The organism is Geomicrobium sp. JCM 19037 (genome assembly GCF_000698105.1).
Lineage (GTDB): Bacteria > Bacillota > Bacilli > Bacillales > Marinococcaceae > Geomicrobium_A.
In genome coordinates this window covers 17,105-32,931 of record NZ_BAWZ01000008.1, presented here as the reverse complement: position 1 = coordinate 32,931, position 15,827 = coordinate 17,105, and the positions used below count along the sequence as shown (strand labels likewise).

The following is a 15,827-nucleotide window of genomic DNA, read 5'->3' as shown; positions in this document are numbered from 1 at the left end:
TCCCCCTTAAACAAAATATTCGAAAAAAGAACAAGATATAAGACTGTTCTTCATTTCTTTTATCGTATTATCGCACAACCTTCAACAAATTAACACTTTAACTTGCTAAAATTTACCGATGTCATTCTTTTTCATTACGGCTGATCTTATTTTGTTATACATAAATTACATCGATTATCGCTCGCTGTCAATCATATTTTTTGAATAATCTTACAAATAAACGCAAGAATAGATATAATTTTCCTAACTTTCGATATTGCGATTCGTATAACAGAATGATATTATAACGTTAAAATAACGTAATAAAAGGAGCGTGCGTGATGTATCATTTTCTGGAACATCAAATCGCCGATTCTTCAAACGACGACCCGGCTCTATACGAACAGTTTATGGAGAAGATTGAACGAGGAGATAAAATTGAAGCTGACGACTGGATGCCCGAAGAATACAGAACAACACTGATTAAGCTAATTTCCATGCATGGTATTAGTGAGATTATGGGCGCACTTCCAGAAAAAGAATGGGTTCCAAAAGCCCCGAGTTTGGAACGAAAGCTCGCCATTATGGCAAAAGTTCAAGATGAAATGGGGCATGGGCAGCTACTTCTGCGCGTCACCGAAGATCTCATGAAACCGTACGGAAGAAACCGACAACATCTTATGGAAGATTTGCTTAGTGGACGGTTAAAGTTTCATAATGTTTTTCATATGCCAACGTACACGTGCAGATGCGGGCATTGTTGGCTGGCTCGTGGACGGGGCGGCGATTATTTCGCAAACAAATATGCTTGATGCCTCTTATGGACCTTATCAACGCGCTTTGCTTCGCATTTGCAAAGAAGAAGTATTTCATGCTCAACACGGAGAATCAATTATTATGGCACTTGCCGAAGGTACTGACGACCAAAAACAAATGTTACAAGACTCACTAAACCGTTGGTGGCCGTCGTTGCTAATGTTTTTTGGCCCAGAAAGTGCTGCGACGACAGGGTCTTCAAAACAAGAAATTACGAAGAAATATCGGATTCGCAAAAGCTCAAATGAAGAATTACGTCAGGCGTTTCTGGACAAATATTTGCCACGTGTATTTTCATTAGGCTTAACCGTCCCTGACCCTACTGTCCGTTACGATGAACAGCAGCAACGTTGGATATATGCGCAACCCGACTGGAATGAATTTAAACAAATCATCTCAAATAATGGCCCTCGTTCAAAGGAACGACTCGCATTGCGAGAAATTGCTTATGAGAATAATCGCTGGGTTCGAGAAGCACTATCCAATCGAGATGAGGTGTCGTAATGGATGAATCTTCTTTCTATCAAGAATTCGAAGTATTCAGCAAAAAGAATAACAAACAGTCTTTTCAATATCAGTTTAGTCTCGTCGCACCAAATGCTGAAATGGCACTGTTACTTGCTCAAGAGAACTTTATGCGACGCGAAGATGTAATTGACATTTGGGTCATACCAAAACAACATATCTACGGTTTAGAGAGCGAAGAACGGGAGCAGTTGACTACCCGCATCGATAATAAAGATTATCGAACAACAAAAGCTTATGGCTATTTACGCAAGAAGTGGCAAGCGAAAGAACAAGGAATGCTTGATGAAAAAGAAATCATGTCATGGAAAGAGGTGAATTCACATGACGATCATTCACAACGCTGAAGAAGCTGCTAAAAACGCGGAGTATAAGGACGTTGTTATTCAATTGTTGTATCAACTTGCCGATGATGATTTCATTGTCGCTTTTCGTGGATCTGAATGGCTCGGACTTGCACCCCATATTGAAGCTGACGTTGCGTATTCTTCGATCACCCAAAACACGATGGTCATGCCGCTTATTTCTATCAATTATTAGAAGAACTCGGCCAAGGGCCGAAGAACAAACTTGCCCATGAAAGATCGGCAAATGAGCGGCGAAACGCTACGTACTTGGAGAAAAAGAACGGTGACGGAGTATACGACCAAGATCCTTATTATGATTGGGCGCTTGCTGTCATTCGCGGATTTTTCTATGAAACATTTAAACGAGTGCGTTTGCAAATGCTCAAAAATTGCTCCTACGTACCACTCACCCATGCAGCCAATCGTATGTTAGCCGAGCAAACGTACCATCTCGCTTATTGGAAAATGTGGGTCAATCAACTGCAATCATCAAGTGCTACAGCAAAACAAAAGCTTGATACTCGCATTCAAGAAGCGTGGAACGAATGCCTCGATCTATTGCAACTCGGTGACCAACAAGAGAAGATGATCGTCTATCAATTAATGCCAGAAGAAAGTCTCATTGAAAAGCAATGGATTCACGAATTGAGTAAAACACTCGTTCAAGTGCCCGATAGACCGCTGCAGAAAGTGTTTAGCGGTAGAATAGGCGAACATACAAAAGACCTCGAACAAGCGATCGATACGCTTTCAGAAGTGTATCGATTGGAAGAGCATGCGGTATGGTAGGGAATCGTTTGAATAAGGAAACTGTCCACCAGATTTTAAAGACCGTCGATGACCCAGAACTCGCTGGTGTAAGCATTGTTGATTTAGGAATGATTGACCAAATAGACGTTACATCCTCAGGGAAAATCTTCGTTCGATTGATTCCTACTTTTACCGGTTGCCCAGCACTTGATTTCATTGAACGTCAAGTGGTTCAAGCTTTACAGCAACAAGGGTTCACTCGCATTGATGTTGCTTTTTCATTCGATTTGCCGTGGTCAACAACACGTATTACGAAAGCAGGGATCGCATCATTGAGACAAAACGGAATTGCTGTACCCACCACTCCTGATGAAGACTTTAATTGGGAGGTGAACTGTCCGTATTGCGAGTCTTTATTTACGTCCGTAGATAATTTGTTCGGCCCAACCGCCTGTCGTAGTATCCTCTATTGCCATCACTGTAAAAATCCGTTTGAAGCTATGAAACCTATCCATTCTTAAGGAGATGATCGTATGGTAAAACTTATCGCTCTTTATAAACAGCCCGAAGACCGAGCAGCCTTTGATGATTATTATTTCAATACGCATGCACCGATAACAAAAGAAATAACCGGACTTCTCGACATGAAAGTGACGAAGATTGTTGGCTCCCCGATGGGAGGAGAAAGTGATTTTTATTTGCTTTGTGAGATGTTTTATGATTCTCACGAATCATTAAAAGCCGGCCTTAAAAGTGACGAAGGCAAAGCTTCAGGCAAAGATTTAATGGGGTTCGCCGGTAACCTCGTGACGCTAATGATCGGTGAGGACGTCGATGAGCAATAACGAATATATTCGTGTTTCACAAACGGAGTCGATCGGGATCATTACTCTCGACCGACCAGAGGTTTTTAATGCCCTCAACCGGCAAATGGTCAAAGAAATCGCCAATCAACTGGAAGCGTTCGATCACGACCGACAAATATCGGTCATCATTGTAAATGGAAGCGGGCGGATGTTTGCCGCAGGTGCTGATATTAGTGAGATGAAAGATGAATCACCGGTCTCATTGGAATATGCCGATCCGTTTCGGGATTGGGAACGGATCATGAGAATCAAGAAACCAATGATTGCGTCTGTCCACGGCTCGGCTCTTGGAGGAGGCTTTGAATTAGCTCTTCATTGTGACTGTATTATTGCTGCAGAGAACAGCCAGTTCGGTTTTCCTGAAGTCACCCTCGGTGTTCTCCCTGGTGCTGGTGGCACACAGCTCCTCACCCATGCGCTCGGTAGAAGAAAAGCGTTGGAGATCATCGGTCTAGGGACACCAATCTCTGCCCGATACTTGTATGAAAACGGAGTTGTAAACGTGGTATTCGCCTCAGAAATTCTACATGAAGAAACGCTTCAATTCGCACGTACATTTGCAAAACGACCTGCCGTTGCGCTACGTGCGATAAAGGAGTCGGTTCTCGCTGCGGAGCACCAATCCATTCACGATGGGATGCTTTTTGAAAGAAAGAACTTTTACCTCACGTTCGCTACAGACGACCAGAAAGAAGGCATGAACGCATTCAAAGAAAAACGCCAGCCACGGTTTAAAGGAGTGTAGTGACGTGACTGATTCTTTTCAAGAAATTATTTATACTGAGAAGCACAATATTGCGACCATTCGTCTAAACCGACCGGATGCCTATAATGCATTAACACCGATCATGCTAAAAGAAATCACAAAGTCCTTGAAACACGCAAACAAAGATCCAAAAATTCGGACGATCATGATGACCGGCAGTGGTCGAGCATTTTCTGCCGGTCAGGACCTTCACAGCATTGAGGAGGCGACACGGTACGGTGATTTCCTGAAGTCTAGCTATCACCCACTTCTGAACATGATGCGATCCGTCGAAAAACCGATTGTTGCAGCTGTCAACGGAACCGCTGCCGGTGCTGGAATGAGCATTGCTTTAGCCGCTGATTTCCGACTCGTCCAGCCACGCACGAAGTTCGTTAGTGCATTTGTTAACATCGGCCTCATTCCAGATGCAGGTTTTCTTTCCGTCTTACCACGAATTGTTGGCTATGCAAAAGCGATGGAGATTTCCGTTCTAGGCGACCCAATTTCAGGCACTGAAGCCGTTGGACTGCACCTTGCATCATTGTGTATTGATGAAGCGGATTGGGAGGAGCAGATCGAGCAGTTCACCCGCCGACTCGCCGATTCACCAACACGAGCAGTGGGACTCATCAAACGGTATATGTACGATGGAATGGATCAATCTTACGACGTGTTGCTAGAAAAAGAAGCGGCCGCACAAACGATTGCCGGGCAATCCGATGATCACGTTGAAGGACTGCACGCTTTCAAAGAAAAACGAACCCCCACATTTACGGGACACTAAAAAAAGCAGGCGCACCCTGCTTTTTTACATTTTCTTCTTTTTCTGTGTGATTCGTAAAATCATATTTGTAACAGCTAGTGACGCCACAAGGAGAATGGCGATCGCAGCTAAAATGCCAAGCGTTGTTTCTTGCCAGTCAAACGCAATCAAATAGAACACAGCGGCTAGCGGAAACAATACGTCCAACCATTTCATGTCTCGCACCTCATTTATTCCAGATCTAGTTGGCATTGTACCATATCTGCTATCAATGAAGTGACGCACACATACGAAAAATTAAGCCGAGATACCTAAATATCGTTATTAGTGAAGATTTCATGTCCTACGACCCAGTGCTATGGAGTGAAACAACGATTGCCAAACAGAGTACATACCTTGTTCCATTTATTTGCTAATGCTTTATAACTATATTATGCATGACCTCCCCCTCTTTCTTGGTTTGACGATGTTTTTTCTTTTGCGTATCGTTAAGAAAAAGGAGGGTGACTGGATGAAAATAAGAATGCATCATACGTTGAAATTTGTTGGATTATTCTCCATTCTCATACTCACTTCTGCGTGCGGAATCCTATCTAGCACGATTGAGGAAGAAGATAACGAAAATACAAGTGTAGACGAACAAGAGGACCAAGAAACGACTGAAGATGAACCCGTCGCGGTAGAACCCGCAACGGAAGAAGAGGATGTAGAACCCGAAGAAGAGCAAACGGACTCGCCTGAAGCAATAGAAGTCACCTCTTCAGAAGATGATTTAGAGGAAGATGTGATTACATTACTAGAGTCCCAAATTGTCGATCCCGACAATCCGCAGAACATGCGTGAACACCCGTACTACTTGAGTGCCGTTTTCACAGCCATGGAGGTAAGAACAACAGTCGACGTACACTACAACCGCTACATGGACAATGTACCATACCAGATTCGCAACCTGGAACGAGCTGAATTTAGCACACCAGAAATGACGTATTACGCTGATGAATTTTTACTCGCAATGGAGCTTCATACCGAAGCAGTCGAGTCATTAGACGGCAATTTTGATGAGATCCACAACGACACTGCTCAAGATGTAGAGGAAGCATTCGTAGAACAAGTTGTAGCCGGAAACGAGCATCTTGCAAACGCCTACGAACAACTCATCCTAATTGCAGATGAATACGATCTTGTGGACCTAAGAGAGCTTCGTGACCTTGAAGACTTTATTGAAGACACACAAACCCTTTAATTAAACGAATCCACCATATGGTGGATTCGTTTAATTGTATTGTTATAGACCTAAGATCTGTTTCTTTTTTGCCTGAAACTCTTCGTCTGTAATGTAGCCTTTTTCCATCAATGAGGCGAGCCTTTCAATCTCATCATAATCGTTCAAGTTCTGGTTCGTAGGCTGAGTGACGGTTGGAGTGGCGTAAAGATCATTGATCCTCTTTTCAATCTCTTCTTTTATTTTTAGGAAATTCTTGTTTTGACCGGGGTTAAACGTAATCGTATTCTCATCACTTACCGCTTGCCACACACCCCCTTGTGCCTCAGTTCCCCCTCTAAACGAGAACTGAATATAGCCGGCAACGAGTCCTGGCTTTTTATATTGAATCGAGGTAATCTCTCTAATGGATATTTCTTTATCCCCTTTGAGCCCATGTAACATCTTATTCGTTAGCCCTTTTCGCTTAATGACCAATTTATGTTCGTGCAACTCTAGTTGGCCATTCGTCCCTTTGCCTTTTAAATCTCACTCATCAAGATCCTCTCCTAAAACACGTTATAATCGATTAAAGTGTACCACAAGTAAACACGTTTGAGAGAATCTTTATGGTGCAATACATTTATACTTAACATTTAACTACTCGCTTAAGGAACGTCCTCTTCCCCTACCTCTTCATACGTCATCACAAAGCCTTCTTTCATCGTTAATTGAATAAACGCACCTTCTCTTAATTCACTGAGCGCTGTAAACTCAATGTCCATTTCGTCTCCATCTTCATTCATTGCAGGTAGCTCATAATAGACAGTTCCTTGCTCATCTTCAGCAACTATGCCATCTTCATCAACTTGAACATACCAATATTCTTCTTGAATAAACGGGTTGATGTTCGCTCTAGTCATATCACTCAACGAGTAATACAACCCGATAAATGCAGCAATTCCTAGAATCACTGCTACACTAATGCCAATCACTGCTTTTCTCATCATATTGCCTCCTGAACCTATGTCTTTAACACACATTTTACCTCCTTGACGCACGATGCTGAATTGATTGATCTTACGTCAGCTTACGATGTTGTAAGGTAGTGGGCAAACTGAAATGTTCCTCTTTTTACATCGGATAAAGAAAATACATATAAATTGAACAAACAAAATTCCGTTGAATTCCTTACTACTTTATGGATTCGATATAGATAAAGTTGATTATTAGATTTAACATGATTAGCATTGAATTGAAATAAATAGCTTTAAATCATTGAATATTGGCACAAAAAAATAACTTCTCATTGGGCGTTCATATTCCCTGTGCTGTTTAAAAGCTACGTTTCTCATGCTGCGCACGCCGGCTCACAATCATCACCCTCGACGAAGCCACCATCACACTACGTGCCTAATGCTGCTGAAATAGGCACAGATGCGTTTACGAGTAGTATCACTTTTGATGATGATTTATCCCGCCTTTTTACATGTAGAGAAAAAATAATAAATGCGTTAGGGTGGAAAGATCCAAGCGCGGGGTTTAAACTTGATGTACTATTGAAAAAGCTGTCACTGTCTGTAATTACATCGTTATTGTTCGTATAATTTTAACTTTCCTCACGAGTAGATGATACGGGGTGACATTGCTCGAATTATAAATTTACACACAAAAAAAGGGCTGATATAAATTATCGACCCCGATCCGACCCCATTTTGGGGTTGGTAATTATTATAAATGGCGTCCCAGGAGAGATTCGAACTCCCGACCCACAGCTTAGAAGGCTGTATAAGCACATTACTTCCTATTATATAGCGTTCAATATTTACTGATAGATCGCATCATTGAATCATTCGAGTAAAGTCATACTACGTAAAGTTGACGCAAGATCGAAAAAATCCTGCGTCAATATTGCGTCAATCTCAAAACCCATTGCCCACGAACGTTCGTTCCTATATAATAAGAACAAATGTTCTATGAGGTGAATCATGAGAGACAACAAACTAACGCCCGGCTCAAACATGCGCTGGGAATCAATGCGTATGATCTTACCTGAGTGGCGCGAGGCGTGGCTAGATCATCAAAAGGACCACAAAAAGGTGGATAAACCAGAAATTGATGAGCAGCAATGGGAAGAGTTTGCTCTCATCTTAGATGACTGCATGGAGCATAACCAGTTGATTAAGTTTGAGTATTGGCAGGATGGCTTGTTTTACGAGGTGCTCGGTCACTGCCATTATGTCAATCATGACCAACGGCAGTTTCATGTGCTTGCTGGGGATGAGGTGCATTACTTAAAATTTGATGTGATTTCTGATATTAAAGCTAGGTAGATTAACATACCTAGCTTTTTGGGTTTAACCTTTATTCTTACACAATTGAATTATATGATTTGCTTCTTTATCGCTAATCGTACGATGATTCCTAGTTTTACTACTTATTCCGAATAACTCTGTTTTCGAATTATCTAAATAGTTTTCTGTTATCCCTAAGGATGGCAAATCCTTAATCAATTTTCTGTCCAATGCAAGAGGGGTAGACAGAATTTTTGACTTATTACGGTCCCCTACAAGTACAATATGATCCACTTTCGCAGCACTGTTTAGTTGATCAATTCGTTTACCATCAGCTCCGCGCTCAAGTATTTTATCAATTAAATAGTATGCTGTAATATACTCTTGATCTCCAATTGACGTATGGAAAAAAGCGTAACTCCCTATTTTTGCATTCTTTTTTGTGTTAGCCCCACGTAAATTATCAGCATCACCATAGGTTAAGTGAGTAAAATCGGGATCCGCATGCTTTTCTAATTCTTTATATTTTATAAATATATTCATTCCATTCCCACGCTCCTCTTTTTTAGGGTAAAGGTCTTCAAAACTACAATTAAATAAATAAGTCATCTTATGAATTTCAAAGATAGAGGGATCAGAAGTGCCACTTTCCAATTGCGAAACTCTTTTCTGACTAATCCCCATCTTTATAGCTAACTTACTTTGCGTTAGTTTACTTTGTCTTCTATACAAAGATATACGATTCAAACAGACTCCCCTCCTCAGTGAATTCAATTTATTACGATTCGGTATATTAATGATATACAAAACTCATCTTGTTGTCAATATTCTAAGTTGAATCACCAATAGAAACTAATAAGCCCAGAATCCAAGGATTTTTAGGCATAAAAAAGACCCCCACGATAGTGGAGGTTAATTGCTCGATAAGCACCGAACAAATGATGGATTTCCATTATAACACAAATTGACAGATATTTTGATTCTTTTTTACTAGTGATATATTCCAACCCCACTCATTTGAAGATCCGCCGTAACCCTCGGCCTGTGACCTTACCCGCCGCCCTTCTAGCGATGCGATTGCCGACTGTCCCTTTCTTTACTGCATTAATGTCTCCCAAGATACGAGCTAGCTTGTACAGGTTGCTTCGAAACTTGTTCATGCGATCCACTCCCTTATGTAGCCCGCAAGCTATGCGGCTTATTGGTCGTACGGTCTGTACTTTTCTCGCCCTTTTTCCAGTTCCTTTTTTAAAGCTTCAACATCCGGCCTGTAATAGATTGTAGTTTTCCCCTCTTTCTTCACCGGGTTTAACCTACCACCCGCACTTAATGCAGAGAGTCTTTGGCGATTAATATCGAGGATCTCCATTACTTCACTAGGGGTCAAAACGTAGTGGTCGACAAATGCTATAAGCTCATCTTTACTGTTAATGGTGTGCTTCATGCTTTTTCTCTCCTCTTGTTACGAGTGATCAAAAATATTGTAATCATACACACTACCGCAACGGTTATAGATACAATCCCTAAAGTCGTTTCATACCAGTTTGTAAATAACAACGCTATTGCTACCAGTAATGCGAACGAAATTTCAATCTTGTTCATGTTTGAATCCCTCCAATTTATGATAGTATGGAAGGTGAGGGGCGCAATCCCTCACCTAGCGTTTTACCTGTTGCCCTTTCGCTTCTTGCATGGGGCTTCTTTCGTTTCTGCTTGCTTTTGGGCTTTCTCCTTTGAGATTTAAGCCGGATGTAGAGTAGCCCAAGTGCTCCGATTCCGATAGCCAAGTCTTTGAATATCTTAGCTAATTCTTTCGCTATCTCCAAGTTATTACCTCCTTTCTATATTTTAATTATATCATATCTATATATACGTGTCTATAGGTAAACCAAAAATAAATGGCAGGAATTTCCCCGCATTTTAGTGGATTAATCCAGATGACCAGTGCGGTCTAGGACAGACGCAAGTTGCTCCCGAGTCGTAAAATGCTTGGGACGCTCGCCATTGAGCACGCCTACTCGCTTGGCTTTATCCCACGACGCTCGATGCGCCTCTGCTACGCTATCAGATGGCTCAGCATCGATGCCTTTTGCTAAGACACCCAACGCATCCTCCAGCTTGAGTTTATCGTTAGCGTAAGCCTCGCGCTCGTTGACGTTGCCGTAACGCCTGAGCGCCTGCTCAAACGCCTTTTTGTTTGATCCCCACTCAAATTCTCCAGCCAACACATAAATCACCTCATCCTCTGTAGTCTCAGATTTGACTTGCTCCACGCTGTTAACCCCAGCCAAAAATGAAGCAAAGCCCTCACGCAACAGCCTAGCTGGGCAGTTTTTGCCTGTCTCCTGCCGGTGTGTAGTAATGACGCTTATGCCTAGTGATTGCAAGTGAGCAATCAGCTTTTGAGCGTTCGCTTTCGCCTTTTGCCAGTTGCCGTCAGCGTTAACACATATTTCTATGCCGACACTATCAATGTTACCTGCACCCGAGTGCCAGCCACGCTCGTTAATGGGCAAATGCTGGCGGATCTCTCTGTCATCAACGGTAAAATGCCAAGACACCGACCGATTACGGGCATCCTGTCCTTTTACATAACGCCCGTGCATAGCAGCGTTGGCACCTCTTGATACGTTGCTGTCTCATGCACGACGATCTTATTTGGCGTTTGCCAGTGCCCCGGCCTGTTGCTGGCAGACCGGGGGATCATATCAGATATAATGTTGACCATGCCTACACCTCTTGTTTATCTGCCGTTTGCATGCGGTGCCAACCATCTTGGATCTGCGCACGGATAAGATCGTCAGACACCTCGATGCCGTATCGTTCCAAGATTTTGGATGCGTATTGTGTTGCCTCTTCAAACTTCAGCGCACCAGACTCGCCCGAAAATTGCTCCTCGACACGCTCTACCGCAACGTTTGTAATCTCAGCGATGATGCCGAGGTTGTCACGGTCTGCGGCAATGTCCAGGTAACGCTTGATTTTCGGCGTAAAATAAGATACAGCCGCCGCGATTAAGATGCCGACAGTTGATAAGACTACCTCGATAAGTGATGTTTGCAGTGCTTCTAACATGTGATCCTCTCCTTAATTGCCATAAAACCTAAAAAGTATAGGCGCTATGGTTGCGATTAATGTAAGCAATAAACCAATTATGGTAAATATGGTTGTCAGTAAATACCGTCTGCTTTTCTTTTGCCTCATCATTTTTTGGTCTTGCTCTTCTTTATATAAAACGAGATCGGTCTTTGCTCCTTGCGCAATATATAGTGCTTGATTAGCTGTGTTGGATGCCTCGTCTGCCTTCGTCATCGTTTGTGATGTTAGATCTTGATTGTTTTTTATATATTGCAGTAAGTGTTTTTGATCTGTGCGTATTTCAGCGAGTGATTCTTTCACCTCTGTAAAGCCTTCTCTCCAGTCCTTTTCCGTCAATGCATCATCTCGCCTCCACGTTTTACATAAAAAATAGCACCTATAGGGTGCTCTGTCGCATCTCTCTCTTGATCACTTTGATAAAGCTAGGCAAATCATGACCAAACGTTACAGATAGCGAGCGACCCTTATCACGCTCGATCACCTCCTCGACCTCCTCGATGCGGGCATCTAAAGTGACACCCCACTTACGATTTTGGATAGTTACGATGTCGCCTAGGTCCCAGTCTTCCTCATACTTAAACGGAGAGCCGTCTATGATCTGACATGTAAACGACTGCTTGCGCGCCTTTTCTGCCAGCGCTTCCTCCCCGCGTTGTCGTAGTTCCTCATCGATGTCCTCAACCGGACGCGGGACCATTTCACCCGTTTCCTCATCCTCAATTTCCTCTTCAACGTCTCGAGCATCGACAAATGCCTCACGGCGATCAAGTCCGTCACCATCGCCGACAACAACGATACGACGCTCTGCGCCTTCGCCCTGTCCAGCTACATAAACCACTGAAGCGTAGTCAACAATGCTGTCTAAAAACTGTTGCTCGGCGACTGAGTCAAACTCGGGGCTAAAGATGACCGGGGAATTGTCTGACTGCCCTTGCGTCAGGTCTCGACCCTCGGACACGTCCATAACCCACTTGCGTTGTTCGTAATCGAGATAGCAGTACCACCCTAAGCCTGTGAGCGTTGACATGCGCTCGAGTTCAGCGTCCAACTCTTTATATGAGGCTTGCCACTGGATACGCCGTCCTCGCTGTTGATCGGGGGCAATGACCACTTGCTCTTTGCGCCGTATACCTTTGTGTCGCTCTCCCTCATCCGGGGCAACCACGTTGTTGTTAAAATAGTGCTTCATAACCGTTTCGGCATTGCTCGTTATACGGTCGTAGTCTCGATCAGCTGGGGCAAGTGTAAGCGAGTCTTTAGCAATGCCTCTAACGTCACGCCTTGTATGGTCCACAACTCTGACTCAGCCCCAGCTTGATCCACCGCCGCCTCTCGATGCAGGATGCGCCCCACACGGTTTACATCATTGCCAATCATAATCAGGTTGTTTATTGCCAGCTGGGATATATCGACCGAATTTTGGTTGATGACAAGCTGAAAATCCCCGACGCCCGACCAGCGCCGTGTGTGGATCATGGAATCGTATTGGTCGATTTCATTTAACAGCTCCATATCGGGTGTAAATAACCGTAGTGGGTAGTTTTCGGGTTGCATGTGTCACCTCCTCAGGCATAAAAAAATACACCTTTCCAGGTGCATTCTCCCTCCCTTTTACGGGAGATCTAATCTCTAACCGAATTCCATATACTGTGTATATGCTCAATGACTTTAACTCGCTTATTGTAAGCTAAATCATATCGTGAGAAAACAAAAACACCCTCAGATATACTGACTTCAACTACCTTTCTCATGTCGTTTTCAGCAAGTATAAGACGCACATCACCGTTATCTTTGTCTACTTTGTTGATCTCTTGTATTGTTATATGCTCCAATCGTAAACCCTCCATGTTGGATATGCTAACAACACTTTAACACATAAACGCATAAAATTACGAAAGTTCACAGAAATGATAAATAAATCTATGCATATAAAAAATACGCCCTACTCGGCGTTATCCTCATCTGCATCGTATTGTTGACCTGTGATCTGCTCAAACTCATCCGTATTAAGCTTCTTAAACTCTACCGCTTCAGCGACCATCGAAAGTGTCCACGACCCATTAGCGTAAAAGCGTGAAATCATATCAAACCAGTTCAGCACGGAGCACACCACCTCTCATGAGTTCGTAGTATAGGTTGCCAATGTCTTTATCGTGTGAGTCGTTGCGGGCTGACTCATGCATGAGCATGTAGGTTAGCTGGGCAACTTCTTCGTCGTTATTAGGGGGTGTTGGTTCTTCGGGTTCTGGTTCTGCTTCATTTTGTTTATTGCGCATTTTTCTATACCAAGCATTAAAACCATCAGTTAAATACTTTGCACCTGTTTCCCTGCAAACAAGCCATTTCCCGTCATCGTCTGTAACTACATCAAATTTATCCAGATTATCCTCCATATTCAAAAACTCCAATCATCATAAATTGCCCAAACTTTTAAGCGTGAACCTTTTCTGAATGAAACATCGGCACTTAAAATCCCTGCACTTTGGGGTATGGATATTTTAAGCTTTCTATTGTTAGAATTCAGGTTAGCGTTAGTGTTGTAATAAGTTGCGGGCGATGTATTATTATAATCCAAAGTTAATATCTTTGATAGCCCTCGGCTATTGTCACTAGCAGGAGTACCTATTCTATTGTTTTGATTCCATATCCATACTGCTTCTGCGAATCTTTCATATACCCTACCGGGATCATTAAAACTACTAGCTATATTCCACCCCCCAAGCCTAAGATTACCTACATGACCTACCAAATTTATATCTGTATTGCCTACAACTAAATAAGGAATAACACCTTGAGTGGTACTACCGCTACCGCCACTTGCGTTACTTAAACTTAAAAATGTGTTTATCTGTATTTTTAAACCACGTACATCACTGCCATTGGGAATATTAACTTCCAACTCTTTCGTGCCATTCGGAATTGCTTGATCATGGATAATTTGATATGGGGTGTTTGCTTGGATTAATTGTCTTGTATTTCTGGGTGACATATAAGCAATTAACCAACTAGCACCCTCAGCTTGCGCCTGTGTAGCCATCGGATAATTATTTACATTAGAAAAATCATCCCTAAACTTCTGGATCTCCGCATCAATATGCTCCATCGCCTCATCGACGTTTAAGTCCAACAACGACCTCACAAGTCCGCAAACGTCCTCATCATACCGCTCATCCATTATTTGAGACTGCTCAATAAACGACTGCCCGCCGATTACGTTGATGCGAGCAATGGAGAGCTCATAGATCCACTCATCGCTGTAGCTCCGGCGGCTCATCCTCTGTTCCCTGCTTGATATGCGCCCTGATATTGCGCTGATCCTCGTTTAAGTTGAGACGCACGACCACGCGATCGATACGGTTGTTGTCTGCTAGTGGCACGGTTAATGGCAACGGGGCGGTGTTTTCATACATGTAGCCGCTAAAAAACGCCGCGCCCGCATCCACCAGGACTCTCATCTGGGCGTCGGACGTGACGGCAAGCCCTGCCTCGGCGTTTTTGTGGTACAAGCCTGTGGTTAAAAACTTGGAAAAGTAATTCGCCCAATCCTCTGCTTGCTTTGGTCTACGATCATCGGGTGTGCTATTAAAAAAGCTATAAATCTCGGTCAACGTTACCCCTCCTAAATACCGACATATCGTTTTTGGTACGTGATTACAACGGTCGCATCCTCCGCACCTTCATCTGCACTGTATTTGATTTCATTTTCCCCGACAATAAGGTCAAAAAAGCTTATGTTGTAATCTCTGATATAGTTCCATCCGTTTTCTGTCGTGCCATCCTCTCGTGTAATCTCGACCGTTTTGCTCCCCTGCGCTGTGTTGATCCTCAGCGTTTCGTTTTCAAGGAGATCACGGCTGATCGTGATGTATTCGCCCGTAGTAACATTTTCAATCGTAGGATTAACCGCTGGACCGTTAAACTCAATATTGATCGGGCAAGGCACATCGCCGTCATTGTTGATGTATGCGTAATCGGACTGAATACCAAACTCCATAGGAAATTCAAACGGAAACTCGAATAAACCAAGAAACGCCGCTAGTGGTGTCTCGCTGATGCGCACACTCCGCCAAAACGGGTCGGGGGCGACGAGTTCTAATGTCGATAATTGGTGTTGTGCCCCTTGCGTGCTATCCTCATCAAATTTAGGTGATCCATCAGGTGCACAAAGAAGCACATACTCAACCCCGTTGTTTGCAACTACATGTAATTGCCCCAACCCAAGACGAGGATTAAAAACACGAGCTATCATCCTTCGTCGGTCTGCCAACTCTGATTGATCACCAAATATAAAAATGCCGATAGATAGATCCCGAGGATCAAAGAGCTGATCAATGAGAGTCGCCCCATCTTGATACGGGGCAGACTGTAATTGCATTTCAATATCAGTGCCACCAAAACCCTGTTTGTTTCTCACTTTGTACATAGGACTAGTATCGGGC

The 15,827-nt window shown here is 43.2% G+C and carries 22 protein-coding genes and 3 pseudogenes; 9 read left to right on the top strand and 16 right to left on the bottom strand.

The annotated features are described in order from the left end of the window. Window positions 1–320: 320 nt before the first annotated feature. The 7 genes and pseudogenes from paaA to JCM19037_RS06230 all read left to right on the top strand — a co-directional run bounded on the left by paaA (window position 321) and on the right by JCM19037_RS06230 (window position 4,815). Window positions 321–1,299 (top strand): annotated as a pseudogene (gene paaA, locus JCM19037_RS06260) (1,2-phenylacetyl-CoA epoxidase subunit PaaA). Beyond that, entirely contained in the window at window positions 1,299–1,667 is a 369-nt protein-coding gene (gene paaB / locus JCM19037_RS06255) for a 1,2-phenylacetyl-CoA epoxidase subunit PaaB (RefSeq protein ID WP_042399044.1), read from the top strand. Before paaA ends, paaB begins: the two are co-directional and overlap by 1 nt. Continuing rightward, window positions 1,645–2,456: pseudogene (gene paaC, locus JCM19037_RS06250) on the top strand (1,2-phenylacetyl-CoA epoxidase subunit PaaC). Before paaB ends, paaC begins: the two are co-directional and overlap by 23 nt. Further along, a complete protein-coding gene (gene paaD / locus JCM19037_RS06245; RefSeq protein ID WP_042399043.1) occupies window positions 2,450–2,938 on the top strand; it encodes a 1,2-phenylacetyl-CoA epoxidase subunit PaaD in 489 nt (162 codons plus the stop codon). The pseudogene paaC and the gene paaD overlap by 7 nt, the downstream one beginning before the upstream one ends. Window positions 2,939–2,950: 12 nt before the next feature. Further along, window positions 2,951–3,262, top strand: coding sequence for an EthD family reductase (locus JCM19037_RS06240; protein ID WP_042399040.1), 312 nt, complete (start codon window positions 2,951–2,953; stop codon window positions 3,260–3,262). Beyond that, window positions 3,252–4,028 carry an enoyl-CoA hydratase-related protein gene (locus JCM19037_RS06235; protein WP_042399036.1) on the top strand — a complete coding sequence of 259 codons (777 nt, stop codon included), beginning with the start codon at window positions 3,252–3,254 and terminating at the stop codon, window positions 4,026–4,028. The genes JCM19037_RS06240 and JCM19037_RS06235 overlap by 11 nt, the downstream gene beginning before the upstream one ends. A gap of 4 nt (window positions 4,029–4,032) precedes the next feature. Next, window positions 4,033–4,815 carry an enoyl-CoA hydratase/isomerase family protein gene (locus JCM19037_RS06230; RefSeq protein WP_042399034.1) on the top strand — a complete coding sequence of 261 codons (783 nt, stop codon included), beginning with the start codon at window positions 4,033–4,035 and terminating at the stop codon, window positions 4,813–4,815. 24 nt (window positions 4,816–4,839) lie between these two features. Here the strand turns inward: JCM19037_RS06230 and JCM19037_RS25575 are convergent, their stop codons facing one another. Next, on the bottom strand, window positions 4,840–5,010 hold the full coding sequence (locus tag JCM19037_RS25575; protein ID WP_193744677.1) for a hypothetical protein: 171 nt from the start codon (window positions 5,008–5,010) through the stop codon (window positions 4,840–4,842). Between the two features lie 295 nt (window positions 5,011–5,305). On the opposite strand from JCM19037_RS25575, the gene JCM19037_RS06225 reads away from it, so the two are divergent. Then, on the top strand, window positions 5,306–6,037 hold the full coding sequence (locus JCM19037_RS06225; RefSeq protein ID WP_042399031.1) for a hypothetical protein: 732 nt from the start codon (window positions 5,306–5,308) through the stop codon (window positions 6,035–6,037). Window positions 6,038–6,079: 42 nt separating this feature from the next. Here JCM19037_RS06225 and JCM19037_RS06220 read toward each other — a convergent pair whose 3' ends face one another. Together JCM19037_RS06220 and JCM19037_RS06215 are read right to left on the bottom strand one after the other, a co-directional pair. Next, a complete protein-coding gene (locus JCM19037_RS06220; protein WP_042399019.1) occupies window positions 6,080–6,508 on the bottom strand; it encodes a DUF4429 domain-containing protein in 429 nt (142 codons plus the stop codon). Window positions 6,509–6,663: 155 nt separating this feature from the next. Then, on the bottom strand, window positions 6,664–7,002 hold the full coding sequence (locus tag JCM19037_RS06215) for a YxeA family protein (RefSeq protein WP_238544578.1): 339 nt from the start codon (window positions 7,000–7,002) through the stop codon (window positions 6,664–6,666). A 981-nt stretch (window positions 7,003–7,983) separates the two neighbouring features. Here JCM19037_RS06215 and JCM19037_RS22235 point away from each other — a divergent pair. Continuing rightward, the gene (locus tag JCM19037_RS22235) at window positions 7,984–8,328 is read left to right on the top strand and encodes a YolD-like family protein (RefSeq protein WP_052363610.1); all 345 of its coding nucleotides are present in this window, start codon (window positions 7,984–7,986) and stop codon (window positions 8,326–8,328) included. Window positions 8,329–8,352: 24 nt separating this feature from the next. Here JCM19037_RS22235 and JCM19037_RS06205 read toward each other — a convergent pair whose 3' ends face one another. The 13 genes and pseudogenes from JCM19037_RS06205 to JCM19037_RS06150 form a co-directional block, all read right to left on the bottom strand. Further along, window positions 8,353–9,036 (bottom strand): helix-turn-helix transcriptional regulator, encoded by a 684-nt coding sequence (locus tag JCM19037_RS06205; RefSeq protein ID WP_042399009.1) that lies wholly within the window; start codon window positions 9,034–9,036, stop codon window positions 8,353–8,355. Between the two features lie 451 nt (window positions 9,037–9,487). Further along, window positions 9,488–9,733, bottom strand: coding sequence for a DNA-binding protein (locus JCM19037_RS06195; protein ID WP_042399007.1), 246 nt, complete (start codon window positions 9,731–9,733; stop codon window positions 9,488–9,490). A 175-nt stretch (window positions 9,734–9,908) separates the two neighbouring features. Further along, complete coding sequence (locus tag JCM19037_RS06190) at window positions 9,909–10,115, bottom strand: hypothetical protein (protein WP_042399006.1); 207 nt, start codon at window positions 10,113–10,115, stop codon at window positions 9,909–9,911. A 102-nt stretch (window positions 10,116–10,217) separates the two neighbouring features. Then, the gene (locus tag JCM19037_RS22230) at window positions 10,218–10,895 is read right to left on the bottom strand and encodes an N-acetylmuramoyl-L-alanine amidase family protein (RefSeq protein WP_052363609.1); all 678 of its coding nucleotides are present in this window, start codon (window positions 10,893–10,895) and stop codon (window positions 10,218–10,220) included. Between the two features lie 124 nt (window positions 10,896–11,019). Continuing rightward, window positions 11,020–11,364, bottom strand: coding sequence for a phage holin (locus tag JCM19037_RS06180; RefSeq protein WP_042399005.1), 345 nt, complete (start codon window positions 11,362–11,364; stop codon window positions 11,020–11,022). Between the two features lie 12 nt (window positions 11,365–11,376). Next, window positions 11,377–11,724, bottom strand: coding sequence for a hypothetical protein (locus JCM19037_RS06175; protein ID WP_042399002.1), 348 nt, complete (start codon window positions 11,722–11,724; stop codon window positions 11,377–11,379). A 40-nt stretch (window positions 11,725–11,764) separates the two neighbouring features. Next, window positions 11,765–12,864: pseudogene (locus tag JCM19037_RS06170) on the bottom strand (siphovirus ReqiPepy6 Gp37-like family protein). Window positions 12,865–13,010: 146 nt separating this feature from the next. Then, window positions 13,011–13,220: a hypothetical protein gene (locus JCM19037_RS06165; RefSeq protein WP_042399000.1), complete on the bottom strand. Its 210-nt coding sequence runs from the start codon at window positions 13,218–13,220 to the stop codon at window positions 13,011–13,013. Window positions 13,221–13,330: 110 nt separating this feature from the next. Further along, the gene (locus tag JCM19037_RS24035) at window positions 13,331–13,489 is read right to left on the bottom strand and encodes an XkdX family protein (protein ID WP_081829104.1); all 159 of its coding nucleotides are present in this window, start codon (window positions 13,487–13,489) and stop codon (window positions 13,331–13,333) included. Next, window positions 13,473–13,781 (bottom strand): hypothetical protein, encoded by a 309-nt coding sequence (locus JCM19037_RS06160; RefSeq protein WP_042398997.1) that lies wholly within the window; start codon window positions 13,779–13,781, stop codon window positions 13,473–13,475. Before JCM19037_RS06160 ends, JCM19037_RS24035 begins: the two co-directional genes overlap by 17 nt. Before the next feature lie 2 nt (window positions 13,782–13,783). Next, complete coding sequence (locus JCM19037_RS22220) at window positions 13,784–14,662, bottom strand: hypothetical protein (protein ID WP_052363606.1); 879 nt, start codon at window positions 14,660–14,662, stop codon at window positions 13,784–13,786. Beyond that, a complete protein-coding gene (locus tag JCM19037_RS06155) occupies window positions 14,637–14,996 on the bottom strand; it encodes a hypothetical protein (protein WP_052363605.1) in 360 nt (119 codons plus the stop codon). Before JCM19037_RS06155 ends, JCM19037_RS22220 begins: the two co-directional genes overlap by 26 nt. An 11-nt stretch (window positions 14,997–15,007) precedes the next feature. Then, complete coding sequence (locus JCM19037_RS06150) at window positions 15,008–15,811, bottom strand: phage tail family protein (RefSeq protein WP_052363604.1); 804 nt, start codon at window positions 15,809–15,811, stop codon at window positions 15,008–15,010. Between the last annotated feature and the right edge of the window lie 16 nt (window positions 15,812–15,827).